This window comes from Pseudomonas sp. P4_D7, from assembly GCF_056401755.1.
On the sequence record NZ_JBFUIR010000048.1, the window covers coordinates 16,429 to 37,246 of the forward strand.

Genomic DNA, 20,818 nt, shown 5'->3' on the forward strand with positions numbered 1-20,818 from the left:
GATTTCTGCGCGCCGAATTCATGCAACCAGACAATAAAAACAATGGGGTGGCTTATGAAAACAACAATAAATCGCAGCCTTGCAGTCGCAGGTTTTTGCCTGGCCTTACCGCCAACGTCACAAGCGCTGGAGTTTGGCGGTTACCTGCGCAGCGGTGTCGGCACGTCAGTCAACAGCAGCGGTCAGTCGTGCTTCCAGTTACCGGGTGCGCAGACCAAATATCGCTTGGGTAACGAATGCGAGCAGTACGGCGAACTCGAGTTGCGGCAGGACCTGTACACCCTCGACGACGGTTCGGTACTGAGTGTCGACGGCATGGCCTCGCTGTATAACCGCTACGACCGCAGCCCCACGTTCAAAGACGACAATGGTTCGATCCGCTTGCCGCAGGCCTACGCACAGTGGTCGGCGATGCCCGCGCTCAACGGTGGTTCATTGTGGGCCGGACGCCGTTACTACAAGCGCAATGACATCCATATTTCCGACTTCTACTACTGGAACCAGAGCGCCACGGGGGGCGGGGTCGAAGACGTGTTGATCGGCGATCTGAAATACAGCTATGCCTTCTCGCGCAAGGACAACCTGTACCAGAAGGACTACATCAATCGGCACGACTTCAACGTCGCCGGTTTCAAGACCAATCCTGGCGGTGAGCTGGAGTTCGGCTTGAGTTATATCGACAAACCCGACAGCCGCGATGCCCACCGGGGCTGGGCGATCACCACGCAACATGTGCAGACGGATTTTCTCGGCGGCAAAAACAAACTGGCGCTGCAATACGGTGAAGGGCCGGGCACCGGGCTGGGTTATACCGGCAACGTCAAACTGGACGACAGCAACAAGAGTTACCGGATCGTCGAGTTTTTCGACTGGCAAGTGACGCCGCGTTTCGGTGGCCAGATCGCGGCGGTGTACCAGAAAGACATTCGCCCGGACGGTGTCGACCAGAACTGGATCTCCCTGGGTGTGCGTCCCGCCTATGCGCTCAGCGAACACTTCAAATTGGTCACCGAACTGGGCCACGATCAAGTCGAAGCCCCGGGTGGCACGCGCAAACTGAGCAAATTCACGTTTGCCCCGACCTGGTCGCCCAAAGGCCCGGAGTTCTGGGCGCGTCCCGAGGTGCGGCTGTATTACACGTACGCCACCTGGAACGAGGCGGCCAAACGGGCGGCCAACGAACTGGCCAAAGGCTCGGCACTCTCCGACACCGGCGCCTTCGGTAGCGCTCGCCACGGTGCGAATGTCGGATTGCAGGTCGAATACTGGTGGAAATAAGCGATGCTGATGGAGCGTCGCGCTCCATGGGCACTTCAAAGAACAAAACTGCAGGTGACGTCATGGCCACACCCCAACCATTGCAATTGCTGGCTCCCTTGTCCGGTGTCCTGATCGCGCTTGAGCAGGTGCCCGATCCGGTGTTTTCCGGGCGCGTGATCGGCGACGGTCTGTGCATCGACCCGACTTCATCGACCCTGTGTGCGCCCATGGCCGGCGTCATCAGTAACGTGCAGGCCAGCGGGCATGCCGTGAGCATCACCGATGACCATGGCGTACAAGTGTTGATGCACATTGGCCTTGATACCGTGAACCTCGGCGGACAAGGCTTCACCCGCCTGGTTGAAGAGGGGCAACGGGTTGCCGCCGGACAAGCGTTGATCGAGTTCGACGCCGATTACATTGCCCGGCATGCGCGCAGCCTGATGACATTGATGCTGGTGATTAGCGGAGAACCGTTCACCTGGCGGGTCGCGTCGAGCGGATGGGTCGAAACCGGTCAGCCGTTGCTTGAGCTCGCCCGTACTCAGGCTTGTGGCGTGGATGCTGGCGCGGCAGAAGGTCAGGCCGTGTTCTCTCAAACGTTGAAACTGCCTAATCCCAACGGATTGCACGCGCGCCCGGCAGCGGTGTTTGCGCAAGCGGCAAAGGGCTTCGCGGCAAAGATTTACCTGCATAAACAGCAGGCTCAGGCCAACGCCAAATCCCTGGTGGCGATCATGGCGTTGCAGACCGCGTGCGGCGACAGCGTGCAGGTCAGCGCGGTGGGCGAAGATGCTGACGCGGCAATCGATGCGCTGACTCGATTACTGATTGAAGGCTGCGGTGAAACGGTGACGGCGGTGGCGCCAGTCGAGCTGGTTGAAACCGAGGTTCTGACCCTGCTGCGTGGCGTCTGCGCGTCACCCGGTTCGGCGTTGGGCCAAGTGGTGCAGATCAGCGAGCCGGTGTTCGACGTCAGCGAGTTTGGCGGCGGCGCAGACGGCGAGCGCGAGGCCCTCGCCAATGCCCTGATCGAAGCCGATCTGGCCTTGCAGCATTTGCGCGACACCGCCGCTGGCGAGGCCGAGGCCGAGATCTTCAAGGCGCATCAGGAACTGCTCGAAGATCCGGGGCTGCTCGATCAGGCCCAGGCATTGATCAGCGAGGGCAAAAGCGCAGCGTTTGCCTGGCGCGCAGCCACTGAAGAAACCGCGGCGATGTTTCGCCAACTGGGCAGTGCGTTGCTGGCTGAACGGGCGGCGGACCTGACCGATGTCGGGCGCCGCGTGCTCAAGCTATTGCTGGGGATTGGCGAGCAGGCGATGGAGCTGCCGCATGGAAGCATTCTGATTGCCGATCAACTGACCCCGTCGCAGACCGCCGGCATCGATACCAGCAAGGTGCTGGGTTTTGCCACGGTCGGCGGCGGCGCAACCAGTCACGTGGCGATTCTTGCGCGCGCTTGTGGTCTGCCGTCGATCTGTGGGGTGCCGGTGCAGATGTTGGCGTTGAGCAACGGCACCCCGGTGTTGCTCGATGCCGACAAGGGCGAATTGCATGTGCGTCCCGATCCTGCGGCCGTCAGTCAATGGCAGGCGCGGCACGCGCAACAGCGTCAACGCCATGAGCATGAGTTGGCCAGTGCATCGCTCGCGGCGCGGACCCGTGACGGCCATCACGTCGAGGTGTCGGCCAACGTCGCCTCGTTAGCGGAAACCGAGCAGGCCATGGCCCTTGGCGGTGCGGGTGTCGGCCTGCTGCGTTCGGAGTTTCTCTACCTGGGCCGTAATCATGCGCCGAGCCATGACGAACAGGCTGCGACCTACAGCGCCATCGCTCGCTGCGTGGGACCTGCGCACAATCTGGTGGTGCGCACCCTTGATGTCGGTGGTGACAAACCGCTGGCCTACGTGCCGATGGACAGCGAAACCAACCCGTTCCTTGGCGTGCGCGGCATTCGTTTGTGCCTGGAGCGCCCGCAGTTATTGCGTGAGCAGTTCCGGGCCATGCTCGGCTGCTGCGAGCTGACACGTTTGCACATCATGTTGCCGATGGTCACGCAACTGTCGGAGCTGCGTCTGGCGCGGCAAATGCTCGACGAGGAAATCCTCGCGCTGGGGCTAACGCAACGGCCGAAACTGGGGATCATGATCGAGGTGCCGGCCGCGGCGCTGATGGCGGACCTGTTTGCGCCGCTGGTGGATTTTTTCTCGATCGGCACCAATGACCTGACGCAATACACCCTGGCGATGGATCGCGATCACCCGCGTCTGGCCAGTCAGGCGGACAGTTTTCATCCCTCGGTATTGCGCCTGATCGCCATGACTGCGAAGGCCGCGCACGCCCATGGCAAATGGGTCGGAGTCTGCGGGGCAATGGCCTCGGAACGTCTGGCGGTGCCGTTGTTGCTGGGGTTGGGCGTGGATGAACTGTCGGTGAGCGTGCCGATGATTGCACCGGTCAAGGCGACGGCGCGCGAACTCGAGCTGGCCGATTGTCAGATCATCGCCCAACAGGTGCTGGGGCTGGAAAGTGCCGGGCAGGTGCGCGAGGCGTTGCAGCTCTTTCACGAGGCAACCGTCGATACTTTACGGGTTCTGGAGAACTGAAGATGTTGGATAAATGGCAGAAGGCATTCTGGAAGGCCCTGACCCCGGATCTGGTGGTGGACACACCCGAAGTCCTCGCCGAGCCGAGCGCCGGATTGAGCGCCGCCATCGTCGCGGCGCTGGGCGGTGTGGATAACCTCCAGTCACAGCAACCGCTGGCGTTGACGCGGGTGCGGGTTGTATTGCGTGATGTGTCGGGTATCGATCAACAGGCGTTGAGCGCCGCCGGGGTCGCGGGCGTGATGCCCTTGGAGGATGGTGTCGTGCACCTGATTACCGGGCTGCGACCTTAAGCCGGTCAAGGGCATGCGGCCTCAGGTCGCCCTTACTGTTTCTCAACCGCAGGTGTATCGTATTCGCCTTTTGCAGGCTTTCAGGGCCTGTCGCTGATACGTGAGGTAGTTGAGTTCATGTCCTTTACCCGTCGCCAAATCCTCGGTGGCCTGGCCGGTCTTGTTGTCGTTGGCGTTGGTGCGGGGGGCGCGTCGCGGTATTGGCTGGGAAAAATGGCCGACGCCGAGGCGGGCCACGACTATGAGCTGATCGCCGCACCGCTGGACGTCGAGCTGGTGCCGGGGCACAAGACCGAGGCCTGGGCATTCGGGCCGTCGGCGCCGGGTACCGAGTTGCGGGTGCGTCAGGGTGAATGGCTGCGGGTGCGCTTCATCAACCACTTGCCGGTGGCGACGACCATTCACTGGCACGGCATTCGTCTGCCGCTGGAAATGGACGGTGTGCCGTACGTGTCGCAGCTGCCGGTGTTGCCGGGCGAGTACTTCGATTACAAATTCCGCGTGCCGGATGCCGGTAGCTACTGGTATCACCCGCATGTCAGCAGCAGCGAAGAGCTCGGGCGCGGCCTGGTCGGGCCATTGATCATCGAAGAGCGCGAACCGACCGGTTTCAAGTACGAAAAGACTTTGAGCCTGAAAAACTGGCACATCGATGACGAAGGCAATTTCGTCGAGTTCAGCATTCCCCGTGAAGCGGCGCGTGGCGGTACGGCGGGGCGGTTGTCGACCATCAACGGCGTGCCGAACCCGGTGATCGAACTGCCGGCGGGGCAGATTACCCGCGTGCGTTTGCTCAACCTCGACAACACGTTGACTTACCGCATCAACATTCCCGGCGTCGAAGCGCAGATCTATGCGCTGGACGGCAACCCGGTCGAACCGCGGCCGCTGGGCAAGGAATACTGGCTGGGCCCGGGCATGCGCATTTGTCTGGCGATCAAGGCACCGGCGGCAGGTGAAGAATTGTCGCTGCGCAACGGCCCGGTGCGTCTGGGCACGCTGCGTTCAGTGGCCAATAACGATGCGCCGACTGACTGGCCGAAAGCGCTGCCGGCCAATCCGGTGGCGGAGCCGGATCTGGCCAATGCCGAGAAACTCAACTTCAATTTCGAGTGGGTCGGCTCGGTATCGGTCAACGTCGACAATGGCCGGCCGCCGAGCCTGTGGCAGATCAACGGCAAGGCCTGGGACATCACTGACAAGACCTGTGCCGACCGACCGATTGCCAGCCTGAAACTGGGGCAGAGCTACATCTTCGAATTGAAGAACATGACCCAGTATCAGCACCCGATCCACCTGCACGGCATGAGTTTCAAAGTGATCGCGTCGAACCGGCACAAGATCATTCCGTACTTCACCGACACCTATCTGCTGGGCAAGAACGAGCGCGCGCAAGTGGCGCTGGTGGCCGATAATCCGGGGGTGTGGATGTTCCACTGCCACGTGATCGACCATATGGAAACCGGCCTGATGGCCGCCATCGAGGTGAAGTGATGCGCCAGATTCGCCCTGCCGCGATCATCGACCGCAGCCGTGACCGCGATTTCATGCGCGAAGCTTTGATCCTTGCCGAACAAGGCGCAGCCCTCGGCGAAGTGCCGGTGGGTGCAGTGCTGGTGCAGGATGGAGAAATCATCGGGCGCGGCTTCAACTGCCCGATCAGCACCAGCGACCCGAGTGCTCATGCGGAGATGGTCGCCATCCGCGCGGCCGCTCAAGCGGTGGATAACTATCGGCTGCCGGGCAGCACGCTGTACGTGACGCTGGAGCCATGCAGCATGTGCGCCGGTTTGATCGTGCATTCGCGGGTGGCGCGGGTGGTGTATGGCGCGCTGGAACCGAAAGCGGGGATTGTGCAGAGTCAGGGGCAGTTCTTCACTCAGGGCTTTTTGAATCACCGGGTGTTGTATGAGGGTGGGGTGTTGGCGGAGGAGTGTGGCGCGGTGTTGACCGAATTCTTTCGCGCCCGAAGAGCAAAAAGCCCCTCACCCTAACCCTCTCCCGGAGGGAGAGGGGACTGACCGAGTTGGATGGGCGAGGTCCGCCGACCTGAGATACCGAGTCGAACTCAAGTTTAGAAAAGCCCAAAGATCGGCCCCCTCTACCAGGGGGAGAGGGGACTGACCGAGCTGGATGGGCCAAGTCCGTCGACCTGAGATTCCGAGTCGAACTCAAGTTTTGAAAAGCTCAACGATCAGCTCCCTCTCCTTGGGGAGAGGGGGCTGACCGAGCTGGATGGGCCAAGTCCGTCGACCTGAGATACCGAGTCGAACTCAAGTTTTGAAAAGCCCAATGATCAGCTCCCTCTCCCTGGGAAGAGGGCTGGGGTGAGGGGGGGCTCACCGCGGTGTTTGGGCGATTGGATTATTTACGAGCGACAATCACCGCACGCATCGGCGCCGGCAATCCTTCGATGGTTTTGCTGTGGTCCTCGGGATCAAGGAAGTCGCTCAGCGACTGATACTTCATCCACTCAGTCCCGCGCTGTTCTTCAACCGTGGTTGTGCTCACGTCCACGCAACGAATGTCGGTAAAACCTGCACGCCGTAGCCACAACTCCAGCGCCGGCACCGACGGCAGGAACCACACATTACGCATCTGCGCATAACGGTCTTCCGGCACCAGCACCTGATGCTTGTCGCCTTCGACCACCAGCGTTTCCAGCACCAGTTCGCCGCCCTTGACCAGGCAATCCTTCAGCGCCAGCAAATGCTCGATCGGCGAGCGACGGTGGTAGAACACGCCCATGGAAAACACCGTGTCGAAGCCTTCTAGGTTTGGCGGCAGGTCTTCGAACGGAAAGGGCAGGTGCCAGGCATTGGGTTCTGACAGATAACGCTGCACGGCCTGGAACTGGCAGAAGAACAGCCAGTTCGGGTCAACACCGATCACACTGTCCGCGCCGGCACCGAGCATGCGCCACATGTAATAACCGTTGCCGCAACCGACATCGAGGATGCGTTTGCCCTTCAAGTCGAGGTGCGGAGAGACACGCGACCACTTCCAGTCCGAACGCCATTCGGTGTCGACGTGCACCCCAAACAAATCAAACGGGCCTTTGCGCCAGGGCGACAGGCCCATCAGCGCGGTACGCATCTGCGCGCGGGTTTCCTCGTCGCAGTCGGTGTCGAGTTTCAGACCGTTGAGCAGGTCGACTTCGCTCGGCTGGATTTTCGGCAGGGCATCCAGCGCACTTTGCCAGCGCTCCAGGTCGCCGTGACCTTTCTCCATTTTCTTGTCGAGTTGCGCTTGCAGGGTGTTGGCCCATTCGGCCAGTGGTGTGCCGGCCAGACGGCGGGCGAGGGGGGACAGATCAATCATGGCAAGGCAATCAACGAGGCAAAGTTAAGACACTGGAACCACGGCACGACTTTCGAGAACCCGGCGGCCAGCAGGCGTTCGCGGTGTTCTTCGAGGCTGTCGGGCTTCATGACGTTTTCGATGGCGCTGCGCTTCTGGGCGATTTCCAGTTCGCTGTAGCCGTTGGCGCGTTTGAAGGCGACATGCAGATCGGTGAGCAGCGCGTGTTCTTCGGCATCGTTGAAGCGCAGCTTCTCCGAAAGGATCAGCGCGCCGCCCGGCAGCAGCGATTGGCGAATGCGCGAGAGCAACGCCGTGCGCTGATCGGGGGCGATGAATTGCAGGGTGAAGTTCAGCGCCACCACCGAGGCTGGCTGGAAGTCGAGGGCGAGAATGTCGCCTTCGATCACTTCGACCGGCAGCAACTCCTGGAACATCGAGTCCTGACCGTTGAGGTATTCGCGGCAGCGCTCAACCATCGCTGCCGAGTTATCCACAGCGATTACCCGGCAACCGTCGGTGCGCACGTGGCGACGCAGGGCTTGAGTGACAGCGCCCAGCGATGAGCCGAGGTCGTAGAGCACGCTGTTTGGCTGAGCGAACTGCGCGGCGAGCACACCGAGGTTTTCGACGATGGTCGGGTAACCCGGCACCGAGCGCTTGATCATGTCCGGGAACACCCGCACCACGTCTTCGTTGAAGGCGAAGTCGGGTACCTGGGCCAAAGGCTTGGCGAAAATGCGATCGGGTTCTTTGCTCACGGCGGTTCCGGCGGTGTCGGTGGAAAAGGCCGGCATTTTAGCCAAAAGGGCGCGGGGATGCTTGGGTTGTCTGATAAAGCGTGGGAAAGCGGGTTTAGAAAGGCTGAATGACCAGGTTCGCTAGGCGAGCTTGGTCATTCATTATTTAACGCTGATTACCGAGGTTGCAGTAATACGATGTAAGTAGATTTGCCGGCGATTTTCAGTTCCTGACTACGCTCGTTGACACCCTTGAAATCAAAGTCGATTTGGTAATGCAGTTTCTCGGCTGTGGCCTCAATCACCTCTACATTGAACGTTCCGCTTTTTGCCGTGTATTGAAACGAGGTTGTAAAGCCGGGGATGGTACCCGTTTCAAAATAATAGGCATCATGGAAAGGGAAGCCTGGATCAGTAACAGGATAGTTGCCCGATTTAATGGTTTTATCAAATACGAGTACCAGACCTTTTTTACTGCGATGCGAATAATCTTGAGAATTTGCACGGGTCACCAGTGCAATCTGATCACTTGCCGGATCAGCATCGAACTCCACAATCTGGCTGTCGAATTTCACTCGGCCAGACACCGTTGCAAGTGTTTCAGCACTGACGGTAATGATAGGTTCCGCAGTGTTGGAAAGTGTTGCGTTTTTACTTTTGAAAAAGCTCATGAAGTTCTTCCTTGTATTACATGGGATTGGATAACGCCAACGAATACTAGGGAGAACAAAAATCATGAGCTACTGTCAGAGTTGACAGGTTTTTATAATATTTCGAGATAAAAGGGCAACTATTGGCTTATAGCGTGCGCTTGAGTTGTTCCACTCTTTCGAATGACGAGGCAGTGATGCCCCATTGGCCCAGCCAGTAGCTGAGGATGATGACATACGGTGCAGCGTGAAATGGCGATACAAACCGGTCAATGCCAATCACGCTGTCGGAGAACACAAACGCCACTGCACCGCCCGCCGCCAGCAACGCCGAGCGTTTCGGCACATCGGTGCCGAGACGAGCAAGCGCGCGCCAGAGCATCGCGCTGATCGCAGTGCCGTACACGATCACCGGCACCAGCAACGGACCTAACCCGCTGGAAATCAGAATCCCCAGTAAGACCGCTCCAACACCGAGCGCGAGCACCAAGGGCATCACCGCCAAACGCTTGCAGTCGCTCAGATAAGCCTTCAGGTACGCCAGATGTGCGATCAGAAATGCGCCAAGTCCAAATACAAACAAATCGCCTGGCCATGCCAGCAACACATCACCCAGCAACGAGAAAATCAGGCCGAGACTGATCCAGCGCCGATAGTCGCTGGGTGGCGCATCGTGCAGCCAGCCGAGCAGCGCCAGCACTGGCAACGGTTTGACCAACAGACACAGTAACGCCGCGTGGGTGCTGACACCGTAGAGAAACGTCACCGCGCCCATCAGCGCCAGAATCAGCCAACCCACGATCAGTTCACCGAAATGGCGCAGTCAAAGGTTTCCACTGGCAGCACTTCCGGTGCCCATGGCTGTTGCGAGGTCAGGCGCAGACGCCCGGTGCCGGGGGCAAATGCTTGAAAGCGCCAGGTCGATACGCCCGCCGCGCCGACGACGCCGGCGTCTTCCGGATTGCTGTAGACCTCGGGGCTGAGTGCACGCAATACGCCGCCAGCCGAATCCTGAATGGCCCAGCGATAGCCGGTGGTCGGGTTGCTTGGCAGCATGATGATGAGGTTTTGCCCGTTAGTCAGCCGTACGGGGCATTCGCTTTGTTTTTCCACGGTCACGTTGTGTTTCGGTTGTGTGGCGCAGGCGGCCAGCAACGAAAGGGCGAGGGGGACAAACAGGCGAGTGGGGGACATAAGGTCAGAGGCTCCGGCGTTTACGACGAACGGCGAGCATAACTGAAGATGAGACAAAGTGTGACAACGCCACGCCCTCACCCTAACCCTCTCCCAGAGGGAGAGGGGACTGACCGGGGGATATTCCAGAAGTCCACCGACCTGAAATAGATCATTGAATCCATAATCGACTCGGTGTTTCAGGTCGATGTATAGCGCAAGACAACTCGGTCGGCTCCCTCTCCCTGTGGGAGAGGGCTGGGGTGAGGGGCTGTTTGTCAGAACAGGATCTTCGCCACATCGGCAAACTTCTTCGCGAAATGCACCGTAATGCCTTCCTTCAGATAATCCGGCAATTCCTCAAAATTACCCCGGTTCGGCTCCGGCAGAATCAACTCGAAAATCTTCTGCCGGCGCGCCGCAATCACCTTCTCGCGCACCCCGCCAATCGGCAGCACATGCCCGGTCAGGGTCAATTCGCCGGTCATCGCTACACCTTTCTTCGGCGGCTGATTGCGTGCGAGCGAGAGCAGGGCGCTGGCCATGGTCACGCCGGCGCTCGGGCCGTCCTTCGGTGTCGCGCCTTCCGGTACGTGCAGGTGGACGAAGGCTTCGTCGAAGAACTTCGCGTCGCCGCCGAATTGTTTCAGGTGCGAGCTGACGTAGCTGTAGGCGATCTCCGCCGACTCCTTCATCACATCACCCAGTTGCCCGGTGAGTTTGAAGCCACGGTTAAGCGTGTGAATCCGCGTGGCTTCGATCGGCAACGTCGCGCCGCCCATGCTGGTCCATGCCAGACCGGTAATCACGCCAGTACCGGACAGCACTTGTTCGTTACGGAACACTGGATGGCCGAGTGACGCTTCGAGGTCTTTCGGCCCGAGTTTGATCACCGCTTTCGGCTCGTCGATCAGCTTCATCACCGCTTTGCGCACCAGTTTGCCCATTTGCTTTTCCAGCTGACGCACGCCGGCTTCACGGGCGTAACCGTCGATCAAGGCTTTGAGCGCGGTGTCGCTGATGCTCAGGCTGCCCTTGGACACGCCGGCCTTTTCCAGCAGTTTCGGCCACAGGTGACGCTTGGCGATGGCGACTTTTTCTTCAGTGATGTAGCCCGACAGGCGAATCACTTCCATGCGGTCGAGCAATGGGCCGGGGATCGAATCCAGAGTGTTGGCGGTGCACACGAAGAGGACTTTCGACAGGTCCATGCGCAGGTCGAGGTAGTGGTCGAGGAATTCGACGTTCTGCTCCGGGTCGAGGGTTTCCAGCAGCGCCGAGGCCGGATCGCCCTGGTAGCTCTGGCCCATCTTGTCGATTTCATCGAGCATGATCACCGGGTTCATCACCTCGACGTCTTTCAACGCCTGCACCAGTTTGCCCGGCTGCGCGCCGATGTAGGTGCGGCGGTGGCCCTTGATCTCGGCCTCATCACGCATGCCGCCGAGGCTGAAGCGGTAGAACGGCCGGCCGAGTGATTCAGCGATGGATTTACCGACGCTGGTTTTACCCACGCCTGGCGGGCCGACCAGCAACACGATGGAACCGCTGATCTCGCCTTTATAGGCACCGACGGCGAGGAATTCGAGGATGCGATCCTTGATGTCGTCGAGGCCGGCGTGGTGTTTGTCGAGGATTTTGCGCGCGTGCTTGAGGTCGAGTTTGTCCTCGCCGTAGACGCCCCACGGCACCGAGGTCGCCCAGTCGAGGTAGTTACGGGTGACCGCGTACTCGGGCGAACCGGTCTCGAGGATCGACAGCTTGTTCATTTCCTCTTCGAGGCGCTTCTGCACCTGCGCCGGCAGGACTTTGCCTTCGAGGCGCTGCTCGAACTGTTCAAGGTCGGCGCTGCGGTCGTCCTTGGTCAAGCCAAGTTCCTGCTGAATGACCTTGAGTTGTTCCTTGAGGAAGAACTCGCGCTGATGCTCGCCGATCTTGCGGTTAACTTCTGCCGAAATCTCTTTTTGCAGGCGCGCGACTTCGACTTCCTTGCGCAGCATCGGCAGGACTTTTTCCATGCGTTTGAGCATCGGCACGCAGTCGAGCACTTCTTGCAGTTCGGGGCCGGTGGCTGAGGTCAGCGCGGCGGCGAAGTCGGTCAGCGGCGACGGGTCGTTGGGGCTGAAGCGGTTGAGGTAGTTCTTCAGTTCTTCGCTGTACAGCGGGTTGAGCGGCAGCAGTTCTTTGATCGCGTTGATCAGCGCCATGCCGTAAGCCTTGACCTCGTCGGTCGGCTCGGTGGGCTGGTGTGGGTATTCGACCTCCACCAGATACGGCGGGCGGTGGTGTTTCAGCCAGGTCTTGATGCGCACGCGGCTCAGGCCTTGGGCGACGAATTGCAGTTTGCCGTTCTCGCGGCTGGCGTGGTGGACTTTGACCAGGGTGCCGTATTGCGGCAGGGCGCCGGTGTCGAAGTGGCGCGGGTCTTCCTGGGGCGTGTCCATGAAGAACAGGGCCAGGGAGTGGTGTTCGGATTTGCTGACCAGTTCGAGGGTTTCGGCCCAGGGTTCTTCGTTGACGATGACCGGCAGGACTTGGGCCGGGAAGAACGGGCGGTTGTGGATCGGGATGATGTAGACCTTGTCCGGCAGGTTCTGGCCGGGCAGGGCGAGGCCTTTGCCGGAGGAGGTGTGTTCGATGTTTTCGGCTTCGGTGTAGTCGTCGGGGTTTTCCGGGAATTCTTGCTGGTCGCTCATGGGGCACCTGCGCAATGGAGTATGGGTCTTAGATGGGGCAGGCCTTGGGTGGTTTCAATGGGGGCAGACGTTTCTGCTTGTGTGTTCAGGGTTTTGACAGGGTTTCTCTGGACCTGGCGAACTCTGTTGTTCGGCGGAACGCCGCCCGCAGCACGCTCGCACCCAATGGGCTGCGCTATTTCGGCAGGGTGCAGAACTGTGGCATTGACGATAAAAAACCACCGGGCAGTCAGCCCGGTGGTTGTTGGCAATGCGCAGTTACACCTGACGCTTATTTCACCTCGGTCATTCTCAAATCACTGACCAGCATATCGATCAAGGTCCCCAGGTATTTGAAACGCTCATCTTTTTTCTCCCAGCGATCAATGAAAAACAAGCCGTGGTCATTGACCTGAATCGGTGTCTCAACGATGTCGTCGGACCTGGATTTATGCACCAGACGGAGCTCGCCCGTATCCGTGTTTTCGATCATGAACATCCCGGACCGGGTCAGTTTGCTGCGCTCGACGGCCGGCGTCAGGGCTGGTTTTTTCTTGCCGGCGACGGCCACGTCCAGCAGGAAATCGCTGCGCAAGGCCCGGCTATTGGTTCCGCGCTCGCTGGCCACCGCTCTCCAGGTCCCGCGATGGATATCTCTGGCCAGTTCCGGAGCGGTGTCGCGTACGTGGAGACTGACCGCCGAGAGGGTATCCGCCAGACCCGGCACACCCAGGTTGTAGTTAGTGTGAGCATTGCCGATAAGGGCTACCCACTTATGCGGCCCATGTGCCAGTTGGTCGGCTTCGATCACTTGGGTGGCGAAATAGCTGAACATCTCGTTTCGCGAGATATCTTCGTTAAACACACCCTTGAGGTGGTAAGACGCCGTGCAATCGAGGGCCCTGATACGGATGTTGTACTTCGCCGCCGCCTGGAGGACCTCTGTGTAGGTATCGTTACCTTTATAAGTGGGCATTTGGCCACGGTCCTGAACGCGCAGGTAATTCTTCAGTCTGTCCGGCATGCGCTGTGTCCGAAAAAAAGTATCCAGATCGGCCTGGTGCAAATCGGTGAACAGATGTTCCACGTAGAGCGTGTCATACCCGGCTTGCTTGAGCGCCTTCATGTACTTTTTCAGCAACGCTTTGCTCGATACGTGGCTATGGGCCTCGCCGATCAGCAGGTTCAAGCGGCCGTCGGCCACCAGCCGCAAAAACTCCTCGAACTTGATGTCTGAGGTGAGCGTCGGGAGCGTGGCAGCGTCAGGGGGCGTGTAATGAGCAAACGTGTCCCTGGCCTTTTTCTCCAGACGCTTGCGGTTGGCGATGAACGCATCGTGCGCCTGTTTTTCTTTCGGTACGGTCGGGGTATAGCGTGAGTCCATGGCGTAGCGCTGATGCAACATTTGCGCGATGTCTTCACGCATGGCGGGTGGAATATCGTATTCGCTGAAATGCTCGACAGCAGGGGCAATCGATGCTGGCCGAGAGACGGGTTGAGGCGCCTTGTACGCCGTCGGCCGCTGCACACGATAATCGCCCTTGGCGGCCGAATCCCCGGGGATTGCCCCGGCTGAATCGAGGCTGATGCGCGCCGCCTGATCCTGTGCGACATCTTCCACGCGCACGGCGACAGCTGCGTGCAGGTCGGCCAGGCCGGGGGTGTTGTCGAAGGTGCTCATGCGTGATTGTTCGGTAAGGACCACCCAGCGCTCCTCAGGCGCATCGGCGATATCGGCGGCCAGCGTCTTGTGCGAATAGAAATTCCTGAGGCTGTTGCTGCGAGCGGTCAATGGCGAGACGTCGTCCAGTACCATCACTCCTTCCAGTTGATAGCTGGTCGACGCATCCAGCGCATGGATTTTCAGACCCTTTTCGCGCGCTGCACGCACCAGTGCCAGATAAGAGAATGGCGCTTTTTTCTCATACCCCAGCGCAAGGTCGACGGCTTTAAGATGTTTTTCGATGTGTTTCCAGGTTCCGCCCTTATTCAGTTTTTCCAGCTTGATTTTGAAGACATCGCCCGCCAGGTATTCCACGTAAAGTCGCTTGAAACCGTTGCTCACGAGTTCATCCACACCCTCGATCAGCAACTGTTTGCTGGCGATCGAGCCGGGCTGGGCGCCGATCACCAGATTTTTTCCTTTGACGGCGTCGCTCGCCAGTAACTGGGCAAACGACAGGTCGTCGGCGACTGGCGGGACTTCGGCGCGGGCTGGCAACGGGGCAAGTTCGGCGAAATGCGCGGTGGCGTCGGTGCTGAGCTTTTCGACCTGCTTCAGGTAAGCGGTGCGCGTCGGGACGAGACTTTCCAAAAAACCGAAAAGGTACAATTGGGGATCGGTGCCGATGAAGTCCTGACTGTTTTTGAGGATGTTCTCCCGGATTTGCGGGTTCATCACCATTTCGATGCGATCGTGGTATTTGGACTCCACACCATAGACCTTGTCCGGGCCGGGTGTCTCTGGCACGACCTCGTACTCGAGCGCACCGCCGGCCAAACCACTGCGCACCAACTTTCCGTCTGCGTTGCGCACGGTCAGGATTGTGCTCGAGGTGAGTTCGCCGGAATCCGGATTGGCTCGGTAAAGCAAAAAGCGACCGCTGGAGTCAGGATCTTTGTCGATATAGAACAGCTCATTTCTGTACACCACCGGACTCATTTCATTCCGCTTGGGGCCAGGTGTTACTTGATCGATCACGGTCATGACATCGCGTTGTTCGTTGCTGGCACTGACGAGGCTCTGCCGCACAGGCCGGCGCACGGGCTTGAGCGAACGCAGCGCCGGACGCAGGTCGGTCAGCACCGCGCCGGCACTGTTGAACAGATAACCGAGCAGATGCTGGAACGCTTCGCCGTGGTCACCCTGACGGTATGCATGCAGGGCGAGCATGGCGTCTTTGAAAGCCAGTAACAGGCCGGTGCTCAGGCTCAGCAGCGGGAACGGCGCCGTGGCAATGGCGGCGATCCATTCGACACTGGTCCAGACCAGACCGGCGATCATCTCGGCACGGCTGGTGGTGGTGGCGTTAACGTCGTCGATACGACGTTGCAGCCTCATGTCGTAAAGGACAGTGCGCAGGTCACTGACCGCCGCGACTGCGCGGGTCGAGTCGTAACGTGCAGGGCTGGGTGTGGTTTTATTGAGGTCTTTGGGTAGCCCTTTCTTGATATTTTCAAGGTATGTGCGAACCCGGGTCCGGGCACTGACGTCGACGCGCAACGTCAGGTATTCGAGCATGCCGGACTGCTGCTGAAGCAGGTAATTGAACAGCCGCGCTTCGCGGAAAGCGACGCCGTCGGGTGCTTCCGGGGTGTAGAGCAGAACCGGGTTGGCGCCATGGCTGAACAGCCACGCGTCGAGCACCCATTCGCCGTCGATCATCAAACGGTGGAGTGGATAGGTCGTGCGCATGGCGCCGGAAGTTTCAGCCATGCTGTCGATGCTCTGCTCCAGCCATTGCAGATCATGGCTGGCGATATGGCCCTGCAGCTGGCATTCCAGCGCGGCGCTTTTCATCTGGCGCTGGGTAATGGCCAGGGTCGTGTTGCGCCGAAAGTCATAGCCTTCGCTCGTCGAACTTTGCAGTTCAGCCTTGACCTTGTCGATGTAGCGCTGGCCGATCCACACACCGGTGACCGAGCGCGCGACATTCTGTGCGGTCAGGTTGCTGAGGTCGATGCCCTGCGGGCCTCTGAAGCGCGCCGAGCGGGAAAATTTTTCATCGAGAAAACCGACGCCGTCGGCGTAGCCATCGCGATACAGCGTGGTGTAGTTCAGCGGTTTTGGCGTCCACGAGCGCACGATGGCGGTCGGCGAGTAAGCCCAGACGGTATCCGGATCGACATCGTTGGTGGTGCGCTTGAGCAAGCGGTTCAAGCTGATTTTGGCTTGCTCGTGCACGTAGTCATCAAACGCCGGAAAGCGGCTGCCCGACAAGGCATGCTTGTTGAACGCGCGCAAGGCGCCTTCGGCGTCTTCACTCAGGGTCGTCAGCTTTCGGCGGTTGGCAGCCGTGGTGGAGCGATACCACAGCGGTGTACAGAAATCGTAGTCGTCGATCCGTGTGGCGAGCACATGTTCAGCCATCGTGCGCAGGCAATCGGGATGACTGCCGGTGTGAGCGAACGTGACCTTTTGATGCTCCAGCGCCTCAGGTTTGAAACTCAGCCCGGCCAATACGTGGCGCAGCTTTGTGCGAAAGCGCATGGGCGCACGGCTGATCAGGTAGCCGGCCATGCTGTCGGCGGCATCACTGTGTTTGGYCCAGCCCAGCAGGTGGGTCTGGCATTCGCGCTCACTGTCGAAGGCCTGGAATTGTTGCGTTCGCGGCGCCTGTGGTGTGCACAGCAACAACCGTTTGAGCGCGCCGCGGTCATCGTTCTGGCGCAACACCCACAAATCCTGCAACTGGGCGCCGTGCAGCGACAGGGTGGCGGCGCGCAGGCGCGCATCGCTACCGTCACGCAGGCGCTGGATCAGTTGCAGGTCACTGTCGAGCAAGTGCCCCTGCAGCACCGCCGTGTGAGCGAGGGCGACGATACGTTTGTCGAGCATCTGCTCAATGGCGGGTTTGATTGCGGGCCTGGCCTGCAGCTCATTTTGCAAGTGATTGAAGTCAATCCGAGGCTGCAGCTCCACGGCTTGCCTGATCAGCCACGCCGGCGTCACGTCCGCGTAGGCTGGCGGCAAAGGCGCGTCATCGTAGGTGAGGGTGGTGTACTTCAAAAACTCCGAGCCCGGTAATTCATCGCCGGTGTGCGGGCCGCGCAAGGACAGCTCGAGCAGGCTGGATTGATGCACATAAACGCCGTAGCCCGGCACTCGGCGATCGGTCGCAAGGCTTAACTTTGCCGGCTCGAGGTCGTCGATTTCCAGGTCTTCGCTCAGGCGCTCCAGCCATTGTTGGCGGGCCAGTGCCGTCAGACTGCCGGCCGGCTCCATCAAGTCGAGCAGGTCTTGCCGCGCCTGCTGGTAGTTGCGCAGATGCTGCGCCAGTGCGTCTCTTTGCGCGGTGCTGGCGCTTCGAAACCAGTCCGGTGCGCTGTAGCGCAGGTGGCGCTCGAACAAGGTTTGCGCGCGTAATTCCAGACGCGACGTGAGATCCGGCAGGGCGGCGGCAATGGCGTGGTCCAGCGCGGTGAGCAATTGCCTGGGGTCTTGCTGTGGGTTTTCGGCGAAGCTCAAGGCGCGCTCGATATCCTGCGTGCGTTTTTCGATCAGCGCGTCGTAGGTGTGTTCGAACAACGGTCTGCTGTCGATTGGCGCGAGCAGCAGCGGCCAGATCCCTGCTGCGCCGACGGCGTGATAGCGCGTCGGCAGCATGGACATGAACTCCTTGCTACCGCTGGCCTGGTTCAGCAATGTGCGCAGTTGGTTGTCGAGATCAGCAAGGGAGTTGAAGAATTCGATGCCTCTTGCGGGGGTAAACAGCAGGGCGAAACCCATGCTCTGGTCGGTCAGCAGGTCCTTGACTCGGCGAGTGTCCTTTTCCGTGACCACAAAGGCGCCGGCCAGCTCAACGGTGGTGTCTTGATAGCTGAACTGCAGCGCGTACATGGCCGGACGCAGCATCGGCACCGCATCGAGTTTTTGCAGCAGTTCGCCGGCTTGCGGGTGCAGCAAGCGGTCGGTGAYGGCCTGTCTGGCTTCGTGGCCGATGGCGGTGAAGCCTGCGTCATATTTGAGGAAGGTTTTCGCCGGTTTATCGTCGATCCGGTCGCGTTGATCCATGTTGATCAGTTGAGTGGCCAGCCTGACTTTCAGGGTGGCGATCAGTTGTTTGCCTTCGTCGCTTTGCAGATCGCTGTTTTCCAGCGCCTGATACAGCTCGCGGCTGCGTTGCAGGTAGCTGGTGCGATAGGTTTTCAGTTGTTCGTCGAGGCGTTTCAGAAAGGCCTGTTCGGTACTCGGTTTTTGTTCGGGAAGCAGCGGGGTTGATGTATTGAACAGGTGATGGGCGATCGCGTTGAGATCGTTTTTGACCTCTTCGGAGGTGGGGGTTGTGGCGAGGTTCATGGGCATTTTTTCCATGCTGAGGGTGAGCGGCCAGCATGGCGAGGGGCAGTGGGGGGCGGGTGGTATATATGTATAGGGGGGTTATTGGTCTGTCGATGTAGAGCTTGGGTTCGACTCGGTATTTCACGTCGGCATGCGTCTGCCCTACACCTGTGATGGAGCGGCAGACGCACGTTTAACCCGACGAGTGAAATCCTGACCTGTCTGTTAGACAGGGTAAGTCAGCTCTTGGAGAAAAAAGTATCCGTTACCGGTAAGTTCACGTGTTTCATCACCGTGGCGTGCCTTACCGGAAAGTTGCAAATTATCGAGGGAGTATAAGTACAGGCCGCTATTGAGTTGACTTACAGAAATGTCGGAAGAGGATGTCACTTCATAGTCATAAAGCTGAATACCTCGTTCGGTCACTACATTTTCAAGGTAGCCAGCGATTGCGGGGTCCAGCAGCTTGCGAAGCGAGATGGAGATGGTTCGTTGGCTCGATGAACCGTGGTTATCTTCGAAAGAAAAATTGTAACCGCCGAGCTCGTTGAAAGAGGTGGAAATGCTGGTTGTCGCGAAGCTGGTCAGATTAACCGGCGTACCGCCAATGGTGCCTTTTACATTAACGTTGAGAATACCGTTTACCCAAACTGCTGGGGATGCCTTTGGATGGGTCATGGGGTGCTTCCTGTGCCTGATTTTGGTTGGAGAAGGAAGTCTGATTGGGCGGGTGAAGACAGTGAACTGTCATATCTGACAGGTTTTTATACGTGTTCGCGATGAGCCTTCTTGATAGGAGTTATATAGCAGGCACAGTGTTGATCAAGTGCGGGGCAGGCTTGCTCGCGAAAGCGCTGTGTCAGTCAGTCCAACTGCCGAATGCGCTGACGCCATCGCGAGCAGGCTCGCTTCCACAGAGGGTTAGCTGTGTGTTGGGGATTGGCGGATTTCGTGGTTATCCAGCACGCGGTTCACGGCCAGYTCGGCGAGCATGATGATTTGCTGGATGGCCAGAATCGTGCGTCGCTGCGGCAGGTCGATGTAGGCGGCGATGTCGCTGGTCATGAGGCTGGCCTGGGCCAGCGATTCGCAGGCGTGGACCAGCAGGCTTTCGCTGTCCTGTTCGGGGGCRACCTGGAACATGGTGCTGGGTTTGTGAAAGCGCAGGGTTAAGGCGTTGGGTTTGAGGTAGTGGTCGAGGGCGCGTTCGGCGGCTTCGTGGAAGCGCTTCGAGCCGGGGAATTCGTAGGGGGTGGTGTCTTCGGTTTCGGGTGGATTGGGTGTTGGCTTTTTCATGGTGAAGCTCCGAATGATAAGTGGGGCTGTCACTCTCAATCACCGCGACGCGACGGAGGGTGGCAGCTGTACGCGGGTTCGCGGACCGAGCCATTCGGCAATCTCGGCATACCCGGAGGTATCCCGCGCACAGCCACCATCAAACCAGACAACAAGCACCTGAGCGCTTCAGTTTGGGCTGGCGATTATGCATCAAATCGAATGAACTGCTCGGGCCGCGACGCCCGTTCGCTGAATTTGCAGCGACCCCACGAGCCTATCCAGCCGATTTCCGAGGCACAACCGACGCGACTTGTCGGAAAACTCCGCGCAATCACCAGCGTCTGTAGGGCAAGCATATTTCCCACAGACCAACACATCTCAAACTGTGGGAGCGAGCCTGCTCGCGAAAGCGGTGTGTCAGGCACCGTAGATGTTGAATGTGCTGACGCCTTCGCGAGCAAGCTCGCTCCCACAGGGTTCTCCGGTGGGTACAGAAATGGCGTGCACAAAAAAGGCGATGCCTCTCGGGAGTCATCTTCAATCTGACGGTTAACTCATAGATCAAAATTCATTGCGGTTTACTTCGAAGCGGTCTTGAACCCCTGTAATTTCTGACAGTAGACACATTGACCCGGTCGATCCGAGATTAACCCGGCGCCCTTGGGCAGGACGGCGCATGCCAATTTACTGACTTCAAGGAATCAAACCATGAGATATACCGATACGAAATACGAAGGCTTCACTATCCGCGAATACCCCTCCGACACCCCAGGTCTGCGTTATCAGGTGATCTATAGCGCAACGGATGAGAGTTTGTTGCTTGAGACCCGCGAACAGGC

General features: G+C 59.2%; 14 protein-coding genes. 5 read left to right on the plus strand and 9 right to left on the minus strand.

Annotated features, from left to right (window positions below; genetic code table 11):
- Positions 1 to 54 precede the first annotated feature (54 nt).
- The 5 genes from AC1DVF_RS23790 to tadA all read left to right on the plus strand — a co-directional run bounded on the left by AC1DVF_RS23790 (position 55) and on the right by tadA (position 6,156).
- A complete protein-coding gene (locus AC1DVF_RS23790; RefSeq protein ID WP_116255140.1) occupies positions 55 to 1,278 on the plus strand; it encodes a maltoporin in 1,224 nt (407 codons plus the stop codon).
- A 62-nt stretch (positions 1,279 to 1,340) separates the two neighbouring features.
- Positions 1,341 to 3,869: a phosphoenolpyruvate--protein phosphotransferase gene (gene ptsP, locus AC1DVF_RS23795; RefSeq protein ID WP_477783237.1), complete on the plus strand. Its 2,529-nt coding sequence runs from the start codon at positions 1,341 to 1,343 to the stop codon at positions 3,867 to 3,869.
- Positions 3,870 to 3,871: 2 nt separating this feature from the next.
- Positions 3,872 to 4,162 carry a PTS sugar transporter subunit IIB gene (locus AC1DVF_RS23800; protein WP_460092173.1) on the plus strand — a complete coding sequence of 97 codons (291 nt, stop codon included), beginning with the start codon at positions 3,872 to 3,874 and terminating at the stop codon, positions 4,160 to 4,162.
- A gap of 117 nt (positions 4,163 to 4,279) precedes the next feature.
- Positions 4,280 to 5,656 (plus strand): multicopper oxidase family protein, encoded by a 1,377-nt coding sequence (locus tag AC1DVF_RS23805; protein ID WP_095048335.1) that lies wholly within the window; start codon positions 4,280 to 4,282, stop codon positions 5,654 to 5,656.
- Entirely contained in the window at positions 5,656 to 6,156 is a 501-nt protein-coding gene (tadA, locus tag AC1DVF_RS23810) for a tRNA adenosine(34) deaminase TadA (RefSeq protein ID WP_460130077.1), read from the plus strand. Before AC1DVF_RS23805 ends, tadA begins: the two co-directional genes overlap by 1 nt.
- Positions 6,157 to 6,526: 370 nt before the next feature.
- On the opposite strand, the gene cmoB is transcribed toward tadA, so the two are convergent.
- The 9 genes from cmoB to AC1DVF_RS23855 form a co-directional block, all read right to left on the minus strand.
- Complete coding sequence (cmoB, locus tag AC1DVF_RS23815) at positions 6,527 to 7,483, minus strand: tRNA 5-methoxyuridine(34)/uridine 5-oxyacetic acid(34) synthase CmoB (protein WP_093430628.1); 957 nt, start codon at positions 7,481 to 7,483, stop codon at positions 6,527 to 6,529.
- Entirely contained in the window at positions 7,480 to 8,259 is a 780-nt protein-coding gene (gene cmoA / locus AC1DVF_RS23820; RefSeq protein ID WP_175559565.1) for a carboxy-S-adenosyl-L-methionine synthase CmoA, read from the minus strand. Before cmoA ends, cmoB begins: the two co-directional genes overlap by 4 nt.
- A gap of 119 nt (positions 8,260 to 8,378) precedes the next feature.
- Positions 8,379 to 8,873, minus strand: coding sequence for a hypothetical protein (locus tag AC1DVF_RS23825; protein ID WP_460092167.1), 495 nt, complete (start codon positions 8,871 to 8,873; stop codon positions 8,379 to 8,381).
- A gap of 127 nt (positions 8,874 to 9,000) precedes the next feature.
- A complete protein-coding gene (locus AC1DVF_RS23830; protein ID WP_460096813.1) occupies positions 9,001 to 9,651 on the minus strand; it encodes a lysoplasmalogenase in 651 nt (216 codons plus the stop codon).
- 2 nt (positions 9,652 to 9,653) lie between these two features.
- Entirely contained in the window at positions 9,654 to 10,046 is a 393-nt protein-coding gene (locus tag AC1DVF_RS23835) for a protease inhibitor I42 family protein (RefSeq protein WP_093430626.1), read from the minus strand.
- 257 nt (positions 10,047 to 10,303) lie between these two features.
- Positions 10,304 to 12,721: an endopeptidase La gene (gene lon, locus AC1DVF_RS23840; protein WP_095122462.1), complete on the minus strand. Its 2,418-nt coding sequence runs from the start codon at positions 12,719 to 12,721 to the stop codon at positions 10,304 to 10,306.
- A 271-nt stretch (positions 12,722 to 12,992) separates the two neighbouring features.
- Positions 12,993 to 18,719, minus strand: a complete 5,727-nt coding sequence (locus tag AC1DVF_RS23845) for a membrane-targeted effector domain-containing toxin (RefSeq protein WP_477783238.1) — start codon at positions 18,717 to 18,719, stop codon at positions 12,993 to 12,995.
- 207 nt (positions 18,720 to 18,926) lie between these two features.
- A complete protein-coding gene (locus tag AC1DVF_RS23850) occupies positions 18,927 to 19,379 on the minus strand; it encodes a hypothetical protein (protein ID WP_116255135.1) in 453 nt (150 codons plus the stop codon).
- A gap of 243 nt (positions 19,380 to 19,622) precedes the next feature.
- Positions 19,623 to 19,997 (minus strand): DUF6124 family protein, encoded by a 375-nt coding sequence (locus AC1DVF_RS23855; protein ID WP_093430622.1) that lies wholly within the window; start codon positions 19,995 to 19,997, stop codon positions 19,623 to 19,625.
- Positions 19,998 to 20,818: the final 821 nt, after the last annotated feature.